Source organism: Methanococcus vannielii SB (genome assembly GCF_000017165.1).
GTDB lineage: Archaea > AGJL01 > Methanococci > Methanococcales > Methanococcaceae > Methanococcus > Methanococcus vannielii.
Genome location: NC_009634.1, coordinates 808,456 through 825,861 on the forward strand (window position 1 = coordinate 808,456; position 17,406 = coordinate 825,861).

General features: G+C 31.3%; 19 protein-coding genes and 1 tRNA gene. 16 read left to right on the plus strand and 4 right to left on the minus strand.

Annotated features, from left to right (window positions below; genetic code table 11):
• Window positions 1-3 precede the first annotated feature (3 nt).
• The 3 genes from MEVAN_RS03955 to MEVAN_RS03965 are packed head-to-tail and all read left to right on the plus strand — an operon-like array spanning window position 4 to window position 1,842.
• Window positions 4-765, plus strand: a complete 762-nt coding sequence (locus MEVAN_RS03955; RefSeq protein WP_011972584.1) for a 4Fe-4S binding protein — start codon at window positions 4-6, stop codon at window positions 763-765.
• 19 nt (window positions 766-784) lie between these two features.
• Complete coding sequence (locus MEVAN_RS03960) at window positions 785-1,426, plus strand: CBS domain-containing protein (protein WP_011972585.1); 642 nt, start codon at window positions 785-787, stop codon at window positions 1,424-1,426.
• A gap of 17 nt (window positions 1,427-1,443) precedes the next feature.
• Window positions 1,444-1,842 (plus strand): HTH domain-containing protein, encoded by a 399-nt coding sequence (locus MEVAN_RS03965; protein WP_011972586.1) that lies wholly within the window; start codon window positions 1,444-1,446, stop codon window positions 1,840-1,842.
• A gap of 28 nt (window positions 1,843-1,870) precedes the next feature.
• Here the strand turns inward: MEVAN_RS03965 and MEVAN_RS03970 are convergent, their stop codons facing one another.
• Window positions 1,871-2,173: a monovalent cation/H+ antiporter subunit E gene (locus tag MEVAN_RS03970; RefSeq protein WP_011972587.1), complete on the minus strand. Its 303-nt coding sequence runs from the start codon at window positions 2,171-2,173 to the stop codon at window positions 1,871-1,873.
• A 170-nt stretch (window positions 2,174-2,343) separates the two neighbouring features.
• On the opposite strand from MEVAN_RS03970, the gene pfdA reads away from it, so the two are divergent.
• On the plus strand, window positions 2,344-2,784 hold the full coding sequence (pfdA, locus tag MEVAN_RS03975; protein WP_011972588.1) for a prefoldin subunit alpha: 441 nt from the start codon (window positions 2,344-2,346) through the stop codon (window positions 2,782-2,784).
• A gap of 180 nt (window positions 2,785-2,964) precedes the next feature.
• Here the strand turns inward: pfdA and MEVAN_RS03980 are convergent.
• Window positions 2,965-3,038, minus strand: a tRNA-Val gene (locus MEVAN_RS03980).
• A 122-nt stretch (window positions 3,039-3,160) separates the two neighbouring features.
• Here MEVAN_RS03980 and MEVAN_RS03985 point away from each other — a divergent pair.
• From MEVAN_RS03985 to ileS, 4 genes are read left to right on the plus strand one after another with little or no spacing between them, the layout of a single operon-like run.
• The gene (locus tag MEVAN_RS03985) at window positions 3,161-4,192 is read left to right on the plus strand and encodes a nucleotidyltransferase family protein (RefSeq protein WP_083755776.1); all 1,032 of its coding nucleotides are present in this window, start codon (window positions 3,161-3,163) and stop codon (window positions 4,190-4,192) included.
• Between the two features lie 38 nt (window positions 4,193-4,230).
• A complete protein-coding gene (locus tag MEVAN_RS03990) occupies window positions 4,231-4,902 on the plus strand; it encodes an RNA ligase partner protein (RefSeq protein WP_011972590.1) in 672 nt (223 codons plus the stop codon).
• A gap of 41 nt (window positions 4,903-4,943) precedes the next feature.
• Window positions 4,944-5,330 (plus strand): DUF356 domain-containing protein, encoded by a 387-nt coding sequence (locus MEVAN_RS03995; protein ID WP_011972591.1) that lies wholly within the window; start codon window positions 4,944-4,946, stop codon window positions 5,328-5,330.
• Window positions 5,331-5,390: 60 nt separating this feature from the next.
• Window positions 5,391-8,492, plus strand: a complete 3,102-nt coding sequence (gene ileS, locus MEVAN_RS04000; RefSeq protein ID WP_011972592.1) for an isoleucine--tRNA ligase — start codon at window positions 5,391-5,393, stop codon at window positions 8,490-8,492.
• A gap of 41 nt (window positions 8,493-8,533) precedes the next feature.
• Here ileS and MEVAN_RS04005 read toward each other — a convergent pair whose 3' ends face one another.
• Complete coding sequence (locus MEVAN_RS04005; RefSeq protein WP_011972593.1) at window positions 8,534-9,373, minus strand: hypothetical protein; 840 nt, start codon at window positions 9,371-9,373, stop codon at window positions 8,534-8,536.
• A 107-nt stretch (window positions 9,374-9,480) separates the two neighbouring features.
• On the minus strand, window positions 9,481-10,218 hold the full coding sequence (locus MEVAN_RS04010) for a hypothetical protein (protein WP_011972594.1): 738 nt from the start codon (window positions 10,216-10,218) through the stop codon (window positions 9,481-9,483).
• A 152-nt stretch (window positions 10,219-10,370) separates the two neighbouring features.
• On the opposite strand from MEVAN_RS04010, the gene cfbB reads away from it, so the two are divergent.
• The 8 genes from cfbB to MEVAN_RS04050 all read left to right on the plus strand — a co-directional run bounded on the left by cfbB (window position 10,371) and on the right by MEVAN_RS04050 (window position 17,369).
• Window positions 10,371-11,714, plus strand: a complete 1,344-nt coding sequence (gene cfbB, locus MEVAN_RS04015; RefSeq protein ID WP_011972595.1) for a Ni-sirohydrochlorin a,c-diamide synthase — start codon at window positions 10,371-10,373, stop codon at window positions 11,712-11,714.
• Between the two features lie 11 nt (window positions 11,715-11,725).
• Entirely contained in the window at window positions 11,726-12,658 is a 933-nt protein-coding gene (locus MEVAN_RS04020) for a diadenylate cyclase (protein WP_011972596.1), read from the plus strand.
• 102 nt (window positions 12,659-12,760) lie between these two features.
• Window positions 12,761-14,017: a homoaconitase large subunit gene (hacA, locus tag MEVAN_RS04025; RefSeq protein ID WP_011972597.1), complete on the plus strand. Its 1,257-nt coding sequence runs from the start codon at window positions 12,761-12,763 to the stop codon at window positions 14,015-14,017.
• A 192-nt stretch (window positions 14,018-14,209) separates the two neighbouring features.
• Window positions 14,210-14,887 carry an energy-coupling factor ABC transporter permease gene (locus MEVAN_RS04030; RefSeq protein ID WP_011972598.1) on the plus strand — a complete coding sequence of 226 codons (678 nt, stop codon included), beginning with the start codon at window positions 14,210-14,212 and terminating at the stop codon, window positions 14,885-14,887.
• The gene (locus MEVAN_RS04035) at window positions 14,887-15,186 is read left to right on the plus strand and encodes an energy-coupling factor ABC transporter substrate-binding protein (RefSeq protein ID WP_011972599.1); all 300 of its coding nucleotides are present in this window, start codon (window positions 14,887-14,889) and stop codon (window positions 15,184-15,186) included. Before MEVAN_RS04030 ends, MEVAN_RS04035 begins: the two co-directional genes overlap by 1 nt.
• Window positions 15,187-15,197: 11 nt before the next feature.
• Window positions 15,198-15,962, plus strand: a complete 765-nt coding sequence (cbiQ, locus tag MEVAN_RS04040) for a cobalt ECF transporter T component CbiQ (RefSeq protein ID WP_011972600.1) — start codon at window positions 15,198-15,200, stop codon at window positions 15,960-15,962.
• 83 nt (window positions 15,963-16,045) lie between these two features.
• Window positions 16,046-16,882 (plus strand): ATP-binding cassette domain-containing protein, encoded by an 837-nt coding sequence (locus MEVAN_RS04045; protein ID WP_011972601.1) that lies wholly within the window; start codon window positions 16,046-16,048, stop codon window positions 16,880-16,882.
• A 1-nt stretch (window position 16,883) separates the two neighbouring features.
• Window positions 16,884-17,369 (plus strand): MogA/MoaB family molybdenum cofactor biosynthesis protein, encoded by a 486-nt coding sequence (locus MEVAN_RS04050; RefSeq protein WP_011972602.1) that lies wholly within the window; start codon window positions 16,884-16,886, stop codon window positions 17,367-17,369.
• Window positions 17,370-17,406: the final 37 nt, after the last annotated feature.

A 17,406-nucleotide genomic window follows, 5' to 3' on the forward strand; every position in this document is an offset into this window, starting at 1 on the left:
TGGATGATAACTATAAAAAAACCAGTTGGAAAAATTATTTCAAGTATTTCGGAAAAATTAGGCGTAAGCTACGAAGAAGTTGAAAAAAAACTTACTGGTTCGTTTTTACCTGTTGAAAAGAACCTTTACGTTGAATCCAGTAAATGTATTCGTTGTAACTTGTGTTTTGAAGAGTGCCCCGTTTCTGCAATAAAAAAACCTTCAGTTAAAAATCCTGCTGAAATAATTCCTGAAAATTGTGTAAAGTGTGAAATATGTGCAAAAACATGCCCAGTTAGTGCAATAAATGTTTTAGAAGGAAAAGCAGAATTAAAGGGCGATACAGTAATATACGAATTAAATGAAGTTCCAGTAGCCCATAGAAAAATACGCTTAAAAGAACATTGCATTGATATGGATTCGTGCATAAAATGTGGAATCTGTGAAAAATTCTGCCCAACAGATGCAATAACTGTTGAAAGAAAAAATAGTATAGATATCAATCTTAACTTATGTATGGGATGTACTGCATGTGAAAAAGTCTGTCCAAAAAAATCAATAAAAGTTGAAAATGAAATGGGTAAAATAGATTTTAAAAAGTCCATTTTCTTAGATAATGAAAAATGCGTAGATTGTATGGTTTGTAGCGAAATTTGTCCCGTTTCTGCAATAACTTATGAAAATGGGAAAATGGTAGTTTCAAAGCCAGTTTGCATATTTTGTGGAAAATGCGAAAAAAATTGCCCTGTAACTGCAATATCTATTGAAAATGTGATGGAAAAATAAAAAAGGGTTGGGAAAAATTATGAAAGTAAAAAGCCTGATGGATACGAAATTTCTAAAAATATATCCTGAATATTCAATAGAATACACTGCCGAACTTATGAATAAAACTAAAAGATTTAGTACTCCAGTTATTAATAAAGATGAAAAATTAATCGGCTGGATAAATTCAATAGACATTATGGTAATTTCAGATAAGTCTAAACCAGTAAGTTCAATAATGAGTCCGGTAGAAGACGTAATTTTATTAAATGAAGAAGATCCTGCAAGTGACGCTGTTAAAAAAATTGTAGAATATAAAGTTGTGAGTATGCCTGTTTTGGATAGCGAAAAAAGAATTGTTGGACTAGTTAGAAACTGTGACATTACAAAAACTTTATCTAAAATGTATGATATTCCAGTATATAACATTTTTAAATCACTAATGGGTGAATTAAAAGGAATATCCTGGGATGAATTAATGGAATCGGCTGCAATTGTAACTAAACAAACTACCGGCGAAGAAATAACGGGGAAAGAATATGAAGTAAGGATTAAAAATTCAACATTTGGTCAGGCAATATGGTCTTGTGGGGGACTTGAAAAATTCTTTACTGGGCTCATAAAAATTGGTGAAGTTGCAATTGCAAGGAAAGTAAGCTGTAAAAATGTAATTAAAAAATAATTAATTAAGGTGTCTAAATGTCAGATAAGCTAAATATTCACAAATTATCTAGAAAAATTGATTTCTGGACATTTCTTGAAAGGGCTTTTGAAAAAAATGTCAAAATAGACATTGGACACTTCAAAATTATAAGCATATTTCTTGATGTCATGGAATTTTATGAAAGTTTAAGTAAAGATATTTCAAAAAAAGAGGCAAGAAAAACCCTTGAAAAAGAAGGAATTTTTTCTAAAAATTCAGAGTATATTTCAGGCGAATATTTAAAAAATCATATTGATAGGGACAGTCGAGTTGCTGTTCACAATAGAATTAACGACTTAAGAAAACTTGAATTTGTAATTGAGACAAAACCTGGGCCACTTGGAGGTTACAAACTATTAAAAACTCCAAAATGGTTTTTAAGTGAAAATAGTTAAAATCTAAAAACATAATAATAAAACCATATTAATTAAACATCTTTTTTATATATGGTTCAAATGGGATAATTTCATCTTTTGTTCTAGGGCTTATAGATGCCACCTTTAATGTCTTTTTTTCGGAATCAAGGTCGATAGTAAGTGTTCCGGGCGTTAAAGTAATACTTGATGCAAGAAGTACTTGACCTTTGAAGCTTTCAATATCCGTACTTATTTCAATAATTTCAGGGTCAATTTTTCCATCGATACTTCTCTTTACAACATCCACCCATGCTTCGCCTAATGCTTTTAAAAAAACAATAATATACCCAAAAAGTCCAAAAAGGTTCATAGTTACACCGTATATAATCTGAGCTATTAGTAATTATTAATAATGATAAATAGATATATATAATTATCGTAACTATAAAAATATAAAAAGACACAGTTTACTTGTAAAATCTAAACACGGCATAACTAAATAAGTTTATCGTGTTATAAAAACTAGGCAATGGTGACAGAATGAATGAAGAACTTCAAAACCAATTTATGGCACTTGACGTGTACAATCAGCAAGTTCAAAAACTTCAAGAAGAGCTTTCAAATATTGATTTAATGATAATGGAACTTGTAAGGGCTATCGAGTCCATGGAAAGTTTAAAAACGTCTGGCGAAATAATGTTACCCCTTGGAGCGGGTTCTTTTGTTAAAGCGGATGTTAAAAACCCTGAAAAAATAATACTTTCAGTAGGTGTTGACGTATTGCTTGAAAAAGATGTAGAAGAGGTAATTTTAGATTTCAAAAATAGTTTAGATGAGCTTGAAAAAACAAAAGAATTAATAACAACTCAAATCCAAAAAACATCAAAAGAAGTAACAAGAATACGTGGCGAACTTGAAAAAAGGGCGGCTGCAATTGAAAAACAGTCCCAAACTAAAAGAGGACATTCTGGTTCAAATTAAACTATAATAAATTCTAAAAAATAAACTTTTAATTTTTTAAAGAATTAATCAAATTTTTAATACTAGAAAAAGTCTAAATTTTAATTTTAAGTTTAATTTAAAAACTAATTTTAAAATTTAAAATTTCTAAAATTTAAAAACATTTAAATATATCGATACATATGCTCAAAATTAAAATAGTGGACCCAGCCGGATTCGAACCGGCGACCCTCGCCTTGTAAGGGCGATGTCATAGCCAACTAGACCATGAGTCCTATTTGCTTACATTAACTCCCTACTGAGAGCAAACTAAACATAGTATTCATGATATATAAACTTTTCGGTGCATACCGTATATGAAAAATGCATAAATAAAACATGCTATAATATAGGAGACATGATGATTGAAAAGTTCCTTATAGACCGAAAAAATATTATAGAAGATTCTAAGCGTTCAAAAAATATTTTAGACGTTCAAAAAATTATTAATAATATAAAAGAAGAAAAAAATACTGAAAAAATAGTGATAGACTTTACAGAATATAATCCGTTACATAATGGGCATAAGTACTGCTTGGATTTTGGTAAAAACCATGGAATATTTATAAGCGTAATACCTGGCCCCCTTGAAAGAAGTGGAAGAGGCGTACCATACTTAGTTGACAGGCATGTCAGGGCCGAAATGGCCGTTCGGGCTGGTGCAGATATTGTAGTTGAAGGGCCCCCAATGGGAATTATGGGTTCTGGACAATACATGCAGTGCTTAATAAAAATGTTTTATTCATTAAATGGGGACATAATTCCAAGGGGATATATAAAAGAAGGAATCATGGAAAAAGTAATAAACTCAATAAATTCCAAAAATCATATCAAAATAAAACCGTACAATATTTCATGTATTGAATCGGGCGAAAAACTTGGAGAAAAGCTCGAAATTGATAATTACGTTATTGCATCGATGTCCTATACAATGTATAAATTAAAAGAAAAACTAAAAAATTGGGGCCCTGAATTTAAATTTATCGAAAGAATTGAAGGAATAAGTGGGACAAAAATTAGGCAAGGCGTTATGAGCGGAAATTTTGACTCAATTAAACACATGCTTCCAGAAACTACGTTAGAAATTTTTAAATCTTTTGGAACTGATATATTGGATTTTGTTCTTGAAAGAAACGAACATAGAGTACTTGAAACAGTTAATAGCCACAATTTAGAAGACTATGTTTCAAAAAATATTGCGGAAAGGTTAAACGAAAAAGAACACTATAATTCCATTTCAGAAGTAAAATTACAAATACCAATAGGTTTTTCAAAAAACCATATCGAGAGAACCATATCAAAACTTGAAGCGAGAATTGATAGGGATACCGTATCAAGATATATCGAAAACTACCCTTCAAAAATACGAATTTTAAAAATTAAAGAATAATTAGTACAAATATGTATTAATTTCAGGGGGAGATTATATTGCAAAAACAACGGTTTTGCTTAGATACAACTGCAATTACAGATAGCGGGGTTAGAAAATCCCTCGGTGCCACAAATATTTCCGAATCTGCAGAAAAAATCATGGACATAATATCTAAAGCAAGGGTTAAACTCGATATTTCTTGCCATATCCCGTATAACACCGTTTATAATGAATTAATAGGTTTTTTAAATCGGGAAGGTTGTAAAAACGAAATTATAATCAAAGTAGATACATGGCTCGTTAAAAAAACGCCTAATAGGTATGAAATAAAAATTCCATCAGAAATCCTATATGAGTATATAAAAGATTTAAGGGAAAGAATAAATAAAGGAATGAGGATAAGTGAAAACGCTATGTATGAAACAGCCCTTGAAGCATACATACTTAAAAAACCTGAAGAAAAGAATAAAGATGACGTTTTAAACGAAGTACTTTCTAAAACAGTCAATAATTTTAGGGATAAATATAGAAATGCCCTTAGAGGGGGTACATTAGATAGTGCTCCTGATTTAGATGTATTATTACTTGCAAAAGAATTAGATGCAGCAGTAGTTGCAAATGATGAAGGCATAGAAAAATGGGCCCAAAGGCTTGGACTCAGGTTTGTTAATGCAAAAGATTTCCCATTTATTCTTCAAGAATACCTTGATATGTGGGGTAAAAAGTAATTTATTACTTTAAAATTTTAAAATTAAAACACGGTGAAAACATGGTACTCTTGATAATTCGGGGCGATAGCTATGAAAAAATTAAAAATGCAATAGCTGACGTCCACCGACATGCAAAATTAACAATTCTCGGAAAACCAAGGATAATGGTTCCAGAAGCTGCGGACGAAATTTTAGAACATATCGTTGGAGATATTAAAAAACCATGTAAGAAAGCCTGCCTAGTCAGAATTGAAGAAAATGCTCCAAGGGCAATAGACAGAATCAGGAAAATTCACCCGCCTGCACACATCGTAATTGTCAGTGAACGGCATGAACCGTACTTTTATTTATTAGAAGACCTTCCAAAAATGCCACTTTTAAAGGGATACTATAAAAGTAAAAACCTTGACAATTCAGAAGAAGATGCAGAAGACATTAAGAGTTAAAAATTAAAAATTTATAAAATAAACACAAACCTTAGAAAATCATCATATCGGGGTGAATATATGAAACAAGTCAAAGGAGTTAATTTTAGAGAACTCGATAAAAATATAAAGAATTATTGGAAAGAAAATAACACCTATGAAAAAGTAAAATCGTTAAATGAATATGGGCCAGATTATTATTTTGTTGATGGCCCACCTTATTGTTCAGGTGCAATCCACCTTGGAACTGCATGGAATAAAATCATTAAAGATACTGTTTTAAGATTTAAACGAATTCAAGGATATAATGTTCTCGATAAAGCTGGTTGGGATATGCACGGCCTTCCTATCGAAGTTAAAGTTGAAAATGAATTTAACATAGGTTCTAAAAAAGATATTGAAACTAAAATAGGTACACAAGTTTTTATTGATAAATGTAAAGAATTTGCACTAAATCACCTTTCAAACATGGAAAAACAGTTCAAAAATTTAGGGATATGGTTAGATTTTGAAAACGCATACATGCCAATTAAAAACGATTACATAGAAATGGGTTGGTGGACGCTTAAAAAAGCACATGAAAAGGATTTACTTACAAAAGATTTAAGGTCAGGATACTGGTGTCCACGATGTGAAACCTCACTTGCTGAACATGAAGTTAGGGGGGAATATAAAGAAGTACTTGACCCTTCAGTTTACGTCAAATTTAAATTAAAAGACAGCAACGAATTTATAACAATCTGGACAACGACGCCTTGGACGCTTCCTTCAAACATGCTCGTTTGTATTAATCCGGAATTTGATTACGCTTATGTTAATGTTGAATTTAACGGTAAAAATGAAACTTGGATTATTGCAGAAAAATTGGTTCCAGAAGTAATGAAAAAGGGCGAAAAGCAAAATCCGGATTTAAAGTTCCATATTTCTAAAACCGTTAAAGGTGAATCACTAATAGGTTTAAAGTACATTCACCCATTTTTAGAAGAAAATGAAAAACAGGGCGAATTTAGTTTATTAAAAAATGCTCATTCAATCGTTCCCGGAAACCACGTAACTCTTGAAGGCGGAACTGGACTCGTCCATACTGCACCAGGATTTGGTGAAGACGATTTTAATGTTGGGAAAGAATATGGTATCCTTGCATATGCCCCTATTGACGATAACGGGAGATATATTGAAAGTATTTGGAAAGGTTTATTTGTAAAGGAAATGGATAAACCAGTTATTGAAAGATTAATTGAGAAAAATCTTTTAATAAATTCTGGAAAAGTAAAACACACGTATCCGCACTGCTGGAGATGTAAAACTCCCCTTTTATTTAGGGCAACTGAACAATGGTTCCTTTCAATTTCAAAAATAAAAGAAGGAATAATTGAACAAGGAAAAACAGTTGATTGGGTTCCCGACTGGGTTAAAACAAGATATGTAAATGGAGTAAGTTTTGTTGGAGACTGGAACATTTCAAGACAGAGATACTGGGGAATTCCAATTCCAATCTGGACTTGTGACTGTTGCAAAAAGTATGAAGTAATTGGAGCTATTTCCGAATTAATAGATAAAGCCAATGAAAAGGACGTTGATTTAAGTGACCTTCATAAACCGACAGTTGATAAAATTACGCTAAAATGTTCATGTGGAGGCATAATGACTAGAACTCCTGACGTTTTGGACGTTTGGTATGATAGTGGTCTAGCACCTTATGCCTCAATTGGCTCAAAAGAACTTAAAAAGGCAGAATTTATTACTGAAGGGAACGATCAAGTAACAAAATGGTTCTATTCGCAGCATGCACTAAGTGCTGTTGTATTTAATGATACACCATACAAAAAGTGTATGATGCACGGTTTTACGCTTGATGAAACTGGAGAGAAAATGAGTAAATCATTAGGAAACATTGTAAGTCCTGATGAAGTTACAGAAAAATATGGTGCAGATGTTTTAAGGTTCTACCTATTAAGTGCAAATAAAGCTTGGGAAGACCTTAGGTTTTCATATTCTGAAATGGATGAAGTAAGAAGCGCTTTAAACACGCTTTGGAATTCCTATGCATTTTCAACAAACTACATGGTACTAGATGAATTTATTCCAAATAACGAATATTTCAAGCATTTAAAAGATGAAGACGCTTGGATTTTAAGTAGGGTAAATACGGTTTCAAAAGATGCAATTGAAGCTTTAGAAAAACCCCATTTACACACATACACATGGATGATAAGGGATTTTATATTAAATGACCTTTCAAGATGGTATATTAAATTAATAAGGGATCGAACATGGATGGAAAAAAACGATGTTCAAAAGCTTTCTGCATACCAGACGCTTTACTACGTGATTATGAAGTTAATTATGATTATGTCTCCAGTAACACCCCATATTTCAGAAGAGATATACCAAAATTTAAAAACTGAAAATATGCCTGAAAGCGTTTTCATGAATAAATTAACCGTTGAAACAGAATTTATAAATTCTAAGCTTGAAGAAGATATTGAAATAGTAAGAGAAGTAGTTGATTCCATTTTAAAAGGAAGAGATAAGGTAAAATACACTTTAAGGTATCCTATTACAAAAATAACTCTTCCAGAAAATATCAAAGAAACTGTTGAAAAATACGAATATTTGATAAAAGAACAGGGTAACGTAAAAAATATTGAATTAAAAGAATTTGAAGGAAATGTTACAGTAAAACCAAATTTTAAGGAACTTGGAAAAATATTTAGAAGCAACGTTCCAAAAGTGGTTAGTGCAATAAATTCAGTAAATCCAAAAGAATTAAAAGAAAATTTAAAATCTGGAGAAATTGATATTTTAGGATTTACTATAAAGCCCGAATATGTTGAATTTAAAGTAGATATTCCTGAAAATATTGTTGGAATCGAATTTTCAAAAGGAAACGTTTACATGAATATAGATATGAACTGTGAAGTAATCATGGATGGGCTTAAAAGAGAAGTTATTCGAAGAATCCAGTCAATGAGAAAGGACATGGATTTAGATATTAACGATAGAATTAACATAAGATTAGAAGGAATAGAATTTAGTGAAGAATCAATTTTCCACATTGCAAATGAGGTTAGAGGAAACTTTGTTAAAAATTTAAAATCAGAATACTCCCAAAATTGGAATATAAAAACTCCTAATGAAGAAAATTACGATATTTCGATTGAAATTGAAAAAATAAAATAAAATAAAATAAAATAAAAAAATACATAACTTATTCTATTTTTTTACTGATAATTTAAGTAATAACTTTGAACATCTATGGCGTTTTTTGCATCGATTGGAAGTTCGATATTTTGAACTTTATTTATATCCTTAAAACTTAAAAAATACGTGTAATCAAAAGGAATACTTGATTCATCAGTCCCCTTAATTCTTACTGCAGTTTTGAGAATATATCCATTCGATTTATCAACATAATATGCGACATCAGCTACATCATATTTAACTACGTCCTCATTTCCAGCAATATTAGTTGCGGCCACGTTAGTATTTAGATAGTTTTTTACATTCATTTTTAGTTTATAGCACCTTATACCATTTACAGTTTCTTCACCAACTAACTCAAATTCACCGTTTTTAAGGCCATATAATCCTTCATCGTATTTTGACATCATGTCATAATCTTCTTCAAAACTAGATTCCTCTGAAGGTATTTTCATCCAATTAGTTTCTCCACCACTTTTCGCTCCAAGGTAAACTGAATCTTCAAAATAATACGTTTCTAAAGACCCTGCTTCTGAAAACATTGTAATATAGGCTTTTTTATTTCTTGTATCGACTTTTCCAGAAATTTTAATTTCTGAAAGTTCATTATCGTATATCGATTCAACATTGTAGTCAAAGGCATAGCTCCATATTTCATTTTGAGATTTTATTAATTCCCTTATTTCAGAATTTTCATTAGAATACGTGTTAAAAGACTCTTGAAAGTCCATACTATTCCCTAAATCCTGAATTGAATCGTAATCCAATTCAAAATCGTCAATATTTATACATCCGCATAAAAAAGCTACAACAGATAGTAAAAATACTATCTTTATCATAAAAAACTTTTTACAAATCATTTTTCCCCCATATTATCCTTTTATTTGAATACATATAAAATCAAGAGTATATTAACATTTTTAAAATAGATTGTCTAAAATATGTTAAAATTAAAGATAAAAAGTATCTATAAAATTATTGATTTTAAAATACTATAATATACGTTAAAAAATGTTTCAAGAATGGGTAGATTATTTTCTTTTGCATAATTTAATATTAACCAGTCAAGTGTTTCGGTAAACCCTGAAATCAATATAAGTAAAGGTACGAGAATAAGTTTAATTAGGAATAAAATCTTTTTTTTGTTATCCCATGATTCAAACGGTTTTGAAATAGGAAGTTTATAAAGAGTATATTCAATTCCCAAAACTATTGAAAGTGAAAAGCCAGCATATTCAAAAATTCCATGGGGAATTACGGCTAAAAGATCTGAAAATGGTATATTTACCCCTAAAACTCCAGTAAGTGGATTTATAACTACAATTACGTAAAAAAGCAGTATTGAATTAAAATAATCATTGAGTGTAGACTTTCCCTTTGAAATATCTTTCTTATAAAGGTATGAAAGAATTGAAAATGCTAAAAATATAGTTATGCATGCAAGGTAGTTACTTAAAAAATAAGAAATCCCTATTGAATAGTAGTTAATCCCCATTTGTGAAGAAACTGCACTTGAAATTGCTTCATATTTTACAACCGTAATTTTTCCAGCTGTTTCAACATTAAAAAGAGGTTTTAGCAATTTTGATACCGTTAAAGTTCCAAATAATCCCATCCAAGATAAAAAATAAGTTATAATAAATTTATTTGTAAAATTTAATGTTAAAAAACGTCCAAAATGTTTTTTTAAAAATTCAAAGCTCAAAATTCCATCCCCTAAATAAAATATCAAAAATTTTTATGTTTTTAAAATATATTTAGTTTATGATTATTATATTATTTAATTAAATTAAATTAAATTAAATTAAATTATTAAACAATATCTAAAGACATTCTAAAAAAAAGTTAAGTGAAAACATGAAACGAGTCGTCATTGCAGGAACTTCATCAATGGTGGGAAAAACAACAATTTCAACAGGAATAATGAATGCACTATCTAAAAAAAATAACGTGCAGCCCTATAAAGTAGGGCCGGACTATATAGACCCCACATATCACACGAAAGCTACTGAAAACACATCAAGAAACCTAGATTCTTTTTTTATGGATGAAACCCAGATAAGGTCGTTATTTAAAAGACATTCCCAAAATAAAGATATAAGCATTATAGAAGGTGTTAGGGGATTATTTGAAGGCATATCCCCATATAATGACGTTGGAAGCACTGCATCGGTTGCAAAAACGATTGATTCGCCAATAATCTTATTAATGGATGCAAGAAGTCTGACTAGAAGTGCAGCTGCAATAATAAAAGGATTCAAATCGTTTGATTCTGAATTAAACATTAAGGGAGTAATTTTTAATAAAATTAGAGGGGATGGACATCTTAATAAACTAAAAGAAGCGGTAAAGTATTATGATGGCGAAATAGAAATAGTCGGTGCAATAAAAAGGGATGAAAATTTAGCAGTTGCAGAAAGGCATCTTGGATTAGTTCCAACGCCTGAAAAAACTGAAGAATTAGGTAAACAGATTGAATTTTGGGGCGATACCGTTTTAGAATGCCTTGATATCGATAAAATAATTGAAATTAGTGACGTAGATTTTGAAATTCCAGTAGACAATAAAAATAAAGATGAAACCCTGTGGAAAGTAGATAAAAATAGTTCAAAAATTGCAATTGCTTTTGATGAGTCATTTAACTTTTATTATCACGATAATTTTGATGCATTAAAAGAAAATGGGGCCAAATTGGAGTTTTTTAGCCCGATACACGACTTTGAAATTCCTAACTGTGACATCCTATACCTTGGGGGAGGCTATCCTGAAATATTTTCAAAAGAACTTTCTAAAAATACCTCAATGATTGAATCAATTAGGAATTTTGATGGAAAGATATATGGGGAATGTGGGGGACTTATGTACCTTACAAATTCAATTAATGGGGTAGATATGTTAAAATTAATCAATGCCGACTCAATAATGACTAAAAACGTTCAAGGTTTAAGCTATGTAATTGGTTCATTTAAAAAAGACTGTATCATTGGAAAAGAAAAAGAAACTTTTAAGGCACATGAATTCCACTATTCCAAACTTATAAATATTAATGAAAATGATTTTTCATATGAAATAAATAGGGGTACCGGAATTATTGACAAACTAGATGGAATATCTATAAAAGATGGCAGAATCGTTGGAGGATATGCTCACCAACATGCCGTTGGAAATCCTTATTTTGCCTCATGCCTTTCAAAACTATAAATGGTGCACTGATGGAAAAAGCTAAATTCCTAATAAAACACGGCTTTAATCTGGCTTTGGAAATAAATGCGGATGTACTCTTAATATTTACTGAAACAGGTAAAACTTACGACTATTATCGTGAACAAGAAGCTGTTCATAGGCGAGCTAGGAAACGAAAAGCATTAAATGATTTTAAAAATATTAAGGTAGTTGTAACTACGCCAAATGAGGAAACATTTCTAAGATTAAAAAACGAGCCAAAAATAATACCTATTTTGATGGCATATCGGAATAATGACCGATCCTCCATGATAAAACAAGCGGTAACAACGCTATTTACAAATAATATCGTTAAAAAAGGAGATGTTGTAGTATCAATCCTTGGAATTCCAAAATTAACAGGCGGAACGGATACTATCTCCATTTTTGAAGTAAATGATTATCCTCAAATTTTAAAATTCTATGAATTCATATCGGGAATCGAAAAAACTAAAGGAAAAGTCATAAATGAAGTTTTAAACATTTGTATGGAACTTGCAGTTGAAGGGCGAGAAGGAACTCCTGTTGGTACTATTTTTATAATAGGGGATAGTGAAAAAGTGCTTAAAATGTCCTCACAACTGATTTTGAATCCGTTTGAAGGCCACAATTCAATTATATTTGATAAGCATGTTAAAGGAACGATAAAAGAACTTTCAACTATTGACGGGGCGTTTGTAATTAGCGAAAAGGGGGAAGTTTTATGTGCGGGGCGTTATATTAGTTGTAGTGGTGGAAATATTGAATTACCATTGGGGCTTGGAGCTAGGCATCATGCTGCTGCAACAATTTCACGGTATACTGGAGCAATTGCAATAACCGTTTCTGAAAGCGGAGGAATTATTAGAATATTTAAAAATGGGGAAATATTATCTGAAATAAAGCCTAAAAAGATAACTAATGATTCCGAATACTCTTATTAGTATTTAAAGATTATGACATTATGAATAAATAAAATGTAAGAATAGAATAAAATAACATTCAATACTATTTTAAAGATGTTATTTATCTTATGGTGAGAATTTATGACACTTGCTGAAGCAATTCTTTCAAAAAAACTTGGAAAAAATGTATATGCTAAAGATAGCGTTGAAATAGACGTCGACCTTGCAATGACCCATGATGGAACTACGCCATTGACTGTAAAAGCTTTCGAAGAAATTTCAGACAGGGTTTTTGATAATAAAAAAATAGTAATAGTTTTTGACCATAATATTCCAGCAAATACGTCAAAAGCAGCAAATATGCAGATTATAACAAGAGACTTCATTAAAAAACACGACATTAAAAACTACTATCTTGATGGAGAAGGAATATGTCATCAAATACTTCCTGAAAAAGGCCATGTAAAGCCAAACATGGTAATCGTTGGTGCAGATAGCCATACCTGTACCCATGGGGCATTTGGGGCTTTTGCAACGGGTTTTGGTGCAAGCGACATGGGTTACGTTTATGCTACTGGAAAAACATGGTTTAGAGTTCCTGAAACAATACGGGTGAATGTTACTGGTAAAAACGAAAATATTTCCGGAAAGGACATTGTTTTAAAAACCTGTAAAGAAGTTGGAAGAAGTGGTGCAACATATATGGCATTGGAATACGGAGGAAGTGCTGTAAAAGCCCTAAACATGGATGAAAGAATGGTTTTATGCAATATGGCAATTGAAATGGGCGGAAAAGTTGGATTAATTGAAGCAGACCATACAACTTACGATTACCTTAAAAATGCAGGCGTTTCCAATCAAGAAATAGCCGAATTACAAAGAAACAAAATTTCAATTACTGAAAATGAAGAAACATACTTTAAAACTGTTGAATTTGATATAACTGACATGGAAGAACAAGTTGCATGCCCACATCATCCCGATAATGTAAAAGGTATTTCTGAGGTTTTAGGTACTCCTATTGACCAAATATTTATCGGTTCTTGTACAAATGGGCATATAGGCGACCTTAGAATTGCTGCAAAAATTTTAAAAGGAAAATCCATAAATAAAAATACAAGGCTTATAGTAATTCCTGCATCTAAATCGATACTTAAACAGGCCCTAAATGAAGGATTAATTGATATTTTTGTGGATTTTGGTGCATTAATCTGTGCTCCAGGATGCGGCCCTTGCCTTGGCGCACATGAAGGGGTACTTGGCGATGGTGAAGTATGTCTTGCAACTACAAACCGCAACTTTAAAGGAAGAATGGGAAACATTAATTCAGAGGTATATTTATCTTCTCCAGCAATTGCTGCAAAAAGTGCAATTAAAGGGCATATTACAAACGAATAAAGTAGTAAATAACTTATTAATAAAGCTATTTTTTTAAATTTTTAAATTTAAACTTATATATCAGTTTACTGTATTATTCAAGATATATTTCATTTTATAAAATAATCTAGAGTTGAATAGAAAATCATATATATTGAATACCAGTTAAAGATAACTGTAAGTATTAATAACATATCTTTAACTGGTGATAAAGTGCACATTATGGAAGGTTTTTTACCGCCGATGTGGGCTGCAATTTGGTTTTTAATTTCTGGAATTGTTGTAATTTATGGAATAATTCAGCTAAATAAATTAATTAGCGAAAAACCAGAAATTAAACCCACACTTGCACTTGCAGGAGCATTTATGTTTGTGTTAAGTTCATTAAAACTTCCATCGGTTACTGGAAGTTGTTCGCACCCAACAGGTAGCGGGCTTGGTGCAGTTATGTTTGGACCGGCAATTACTGCGGTTTTGGCAACTATTGTACTTTTATTTCAGGCAGTACTTCTTGCACACGGAGGTTTGACCACTCTTGGTGCAAACATATTTTCAATGGGTATAATGGGCCCCCTTATTGGATATATCGTGTTTAAATTGTTAAAAGGAAAAATAAACATTACATGGGCAGTTGTGCTTGCTGCAATATTTGCAAACTGGGGGACGTATGTTGTAACATCAATACAGCTAGCTTTGGCATACCCGATACCTGACTTTGGAACTGCGCTTTCAAATTTTGGAACAGTATTTGCAATTACACAAATTCCACTTGCAATAATGGAAGGTTTATTAACTGGACTTATATGGGATTATATCATGAAACTAAGGCCTGACCTCCTTTCCAAACTTGGAATTATTGATGGTAAGTTAAATAATGGAGGTGCCCAATAATGGAATTAAAACATGTTTTAATGATTATAGGCATAATTATTCTTACAATAGCACCGTTAGTAATGTATTCTGGACTTACAGAAGAGGACGGTTACTTCGGAGGTGCAGATGGTGCTGCAAGTGACTTAATCATGGAATTAAGCCCAGAATACGAACCGTGGTTTGAACCATTTTGGGAGCCTCCAAGTGGGGAAATAGAAAGCCTTTTATTTGCACTCCAAGCTGCAATAGGTGCAATAATTATAGGTTATTTCTTTGGATACAATAAGGCAAAATATGATTTTGAATCTAAAAACTAACTCGTGATATGATGGCAGATAGCTTCTTAATTGATAATATTGCAAACTACAATTCATTAAGGGATAAAAATCCAATTTTAAAAGTAGTATTTGCAGTATCTTCGTTAATTGTTTCTGTCATCTCTTCATCTTTTTTAGTGCCGTTATTAATCGCATTAATTATGAGTATGATTTTAATATTTTTTGCAAAAGTTCCAAAAAAAATCTACATTAATCTTCTTTTAGTCCCTATTTTTTTCGGCATTTTTAGTTTTTTTTTGATGATTTTTTTATTTGGAGATGTAGTATGGGCTTCTTTTGAGGTATTTGGATTTAAAATTAATATTTTAAAAGATGGATTTGAGTTAGGCCTTCTAACGTTTTCAAAGATGGTCGGGGGAGTCTGTTGTACCTTATTTTTAGCACTTACAACGCCATTTACAGAAATATTTTACATATTAAAAAAGTTAAAAGTTCCAGAATCATTTTTAGAAATATCTATGCTGACGTATAGATACATCTTCGTCCTTTTAGGGGATACGATTATAATGAGTCACTCTCAAAAGACACGTTTGGGATATATGGGTTTAAAAAATTGCTACCGTTCGTTAGGGCTTTTAATGGGAAGTTTACTTATAAAATCTCTTGATAAGGGCGATTTTATATATACTACATTGAGTTCAAGAGGATATTCTGGAAACTTGATGTTTTTTGGAGAAATACCTTATCCAAAAACTTCATACTTTGTATATCTCTTCGGATTTGAAATCTTTCTTGTTTCTTTAAACTATATCTAATTTTAATGCATTAATTTAGCTTAAAACTTAAAAAATCCAACTTTTTTTATACTCAAAAGAGTATATTTAAAAAAGGTGATTTTATGGTTATTTTGGAAACAAAAGATTTAAGTTACTCATATCCTGATGGAACAGTTGCGCTTAAAGGCCTAAATTTTAAAGCCGAAGAGGGCGAAATGATTGCAATTTTGGGGCCCAATGGAGCTGGAAAATCAACAACATTTCTTCATTTTAATGGCATATTAAAACCTTCAAGCGGAAAAGTTTTTTTAAAGGGAAAACCGATAAGTTATGATAATAAATCACTTTTAAATGTTAGAAAAACAGTTGGAATAGTGTTTCAAAATCCGGATGACCAGCTTTTTGCACCGACAGTTGAACAGGATGTTGCTTTTGGACCCATGAATCTTGGTTTTTCAAAAGAGGACGTTGAAAAAAAAGTAAAAGAAGCTTTAAAAGCCGTTTCAATGGAAGGATTTGAAAAAAAACCTCCACACCACCTGAGTGGAGGGCAAAAAAAACGTATTGCAATTGCGGGAATTTTAGCGATGAATCCAGAAATTATTGTTTTAGATGAACCAACCACGGGACTTGACCCGCTTGGCGCATCGCAAATAATGAAACTACTTTACGAACTAAACAAAAAAGGAATTACGATAATTATATCTACTCACGATGTCGATTTAGTTCCAGTATATGCAAGTAAGGTATATTTATTAAGTAATGGAAAAATTATAATGGGCGGAACCCCTAAAGAAATATTTAGTAATCCAAAAATAGTTAGAAACGCAAATTTAAGGCTCCCAAGAGTTGCACACCTAATAGAACTCCTTGAAAAAGAAGATAATTTGGGAATAAAAATTGGTTACACAATAGGGGAAGCTAGACAAAATATCAAAGAATTTATACAGGGTGGATAAAATGCATGAAGAAATTTCAAATATAAAATATGCAGTAATTACTGTTAGTGACAGTAGATTTAACGATTTTTTATCTGGAAATAAATTTGAAGATAAATCTGGCGAATTTTTAAAAAATGAACTTCGTGCAGAGATTTATTTTCTAATTCCAGATAATAAATTAATGCTAAAAGGGTTAATTAACCATATTTCTGAATACTGCGGTGTTGACTGTATTGTAATTACTGGTGGAACCGGCCTTACTAAAAGAGACAATACCCCGGAAGTTTTAAAGGAAATATATGAAAAAGAACTCGAAGGGTTTAAAATAATATTTCATAAGTTGAGTTATGATGAAGTAGGATTTTCAACAATCCTTTCAAGAGCTTCCGCAGGCACTTATCAAGAAAAAATTATATTTTCATTACCTGGTTCATTAAACGCTTGTAAAACTGCTGTTCAAATAATTAAAAAAGAAACTGGCCATATCTTGGGCCATTTAAAATAAATAATATTTTTTTAAAATATGTTTATTAAAATAATTC

Coding starts and splice junctions, on each gene's coding strand:
- MEVAN_RS03955 (WP_011972584.1), top strand. CDS start 4: ATGATAACTATAAAAAAACCAGTTGGAAAAATTATTTCAAGTATTTCG.
- MEVAN_RS03960 (WP_011972585.1), top strand. CDS start 785: ATGAAAGTAAAAAGCCTGATGGATACGAAATTTCTAAAAATATATCCT.
- MEVAN_RS03965 (WP_011972586.1), top strand. CDS start 1,444: ATGTCAGATAAGCTAAATATTCACAAATTATCTAGAAAAATTGATTTC.
- MEVAN_RS03970 (WP_011972587.1), bottom strand. CDS start 2,173: ATGAACCTTTTTGGACTTTTTGGGTATATTATTGTTTTTTTAAAAGCA.
- pfdA (WP_011972588.1), top strand. CDS start 2,344: ATGAATGAAGAACTTCAAAACCAATTTATGGCACTTGACGTGTACAAT.
- MEVAN_RS03985 (WP_083755776.1), top strand. CDS start 3,161: ATGATGATTGAAAAGTTCCTTATAGACCGAAAAAATATTATAGAAGAT.
- MEVAN_RS03995 (WP_011972591.1), top strand. CDS start 4,944: ATGGTACTCTTGATAATTCGGGGCGATAGCTATGAAAAAATTAAAAAT.
- ileS (WP_011972592.1), top strand. CDS start 5,391: ATGAAACAAGTCAAAGGAGTTAATTTTAGAGAACTCGATAAAAATATA.
- MEVAN_RS04005 (WP_011972593.1), bottom strand. CDS start 9,373: ATGATTTGTAAAAAGTTTTTTATGATAAAGATAGTATTTTTACTATCT.
- cfbB (WP_011972595.1), top strand. CDS start 10,371: ATGAAACGAGTCGTCATTGCAGGAACTTCATCAATGGTGGGAAAAACA.
- MEVAN_RS04020 (WP_011972596.1), top strand. CDS start 11,726: ATGGAAAAAGCTAAATTCCTAATAAAACACGGCTTTAATCTGGCTTTG.
- hacA (WP_011972597.1), top strand. CDS start 12,761: ATGACACTTGCTGAAGCAATTCTTTCAAAAAAACTTGGAAAAAATGTA.
- MEVAN_RS04035 (WP_011972599.1), top strand. CDS start 14,887: ATGGAATTAAAACATGTTTTAATGATTATAGGCATAATTATTCTTACA.
- cbiQ (WP_011972600.1), top strand. CDS start 15,198: ATGGCAGATAGCTTCTTAATTGATAATATTGCAAACTACAATTCATTA.
- MEVAN_RS04045 (WP_011972601.1), top strand. CDS start 16,046: ATGGTTATTTTGGAAACAAAAGATTTAAGTTACTCATATCCTGATGGA.
- MEVAN_RS04050 (WP_011972602.1), top strand. CDS start 16,884: ATGCATGAAGAAATTTCAAATATAAAATATGCAGTAATTACTGTTAGT.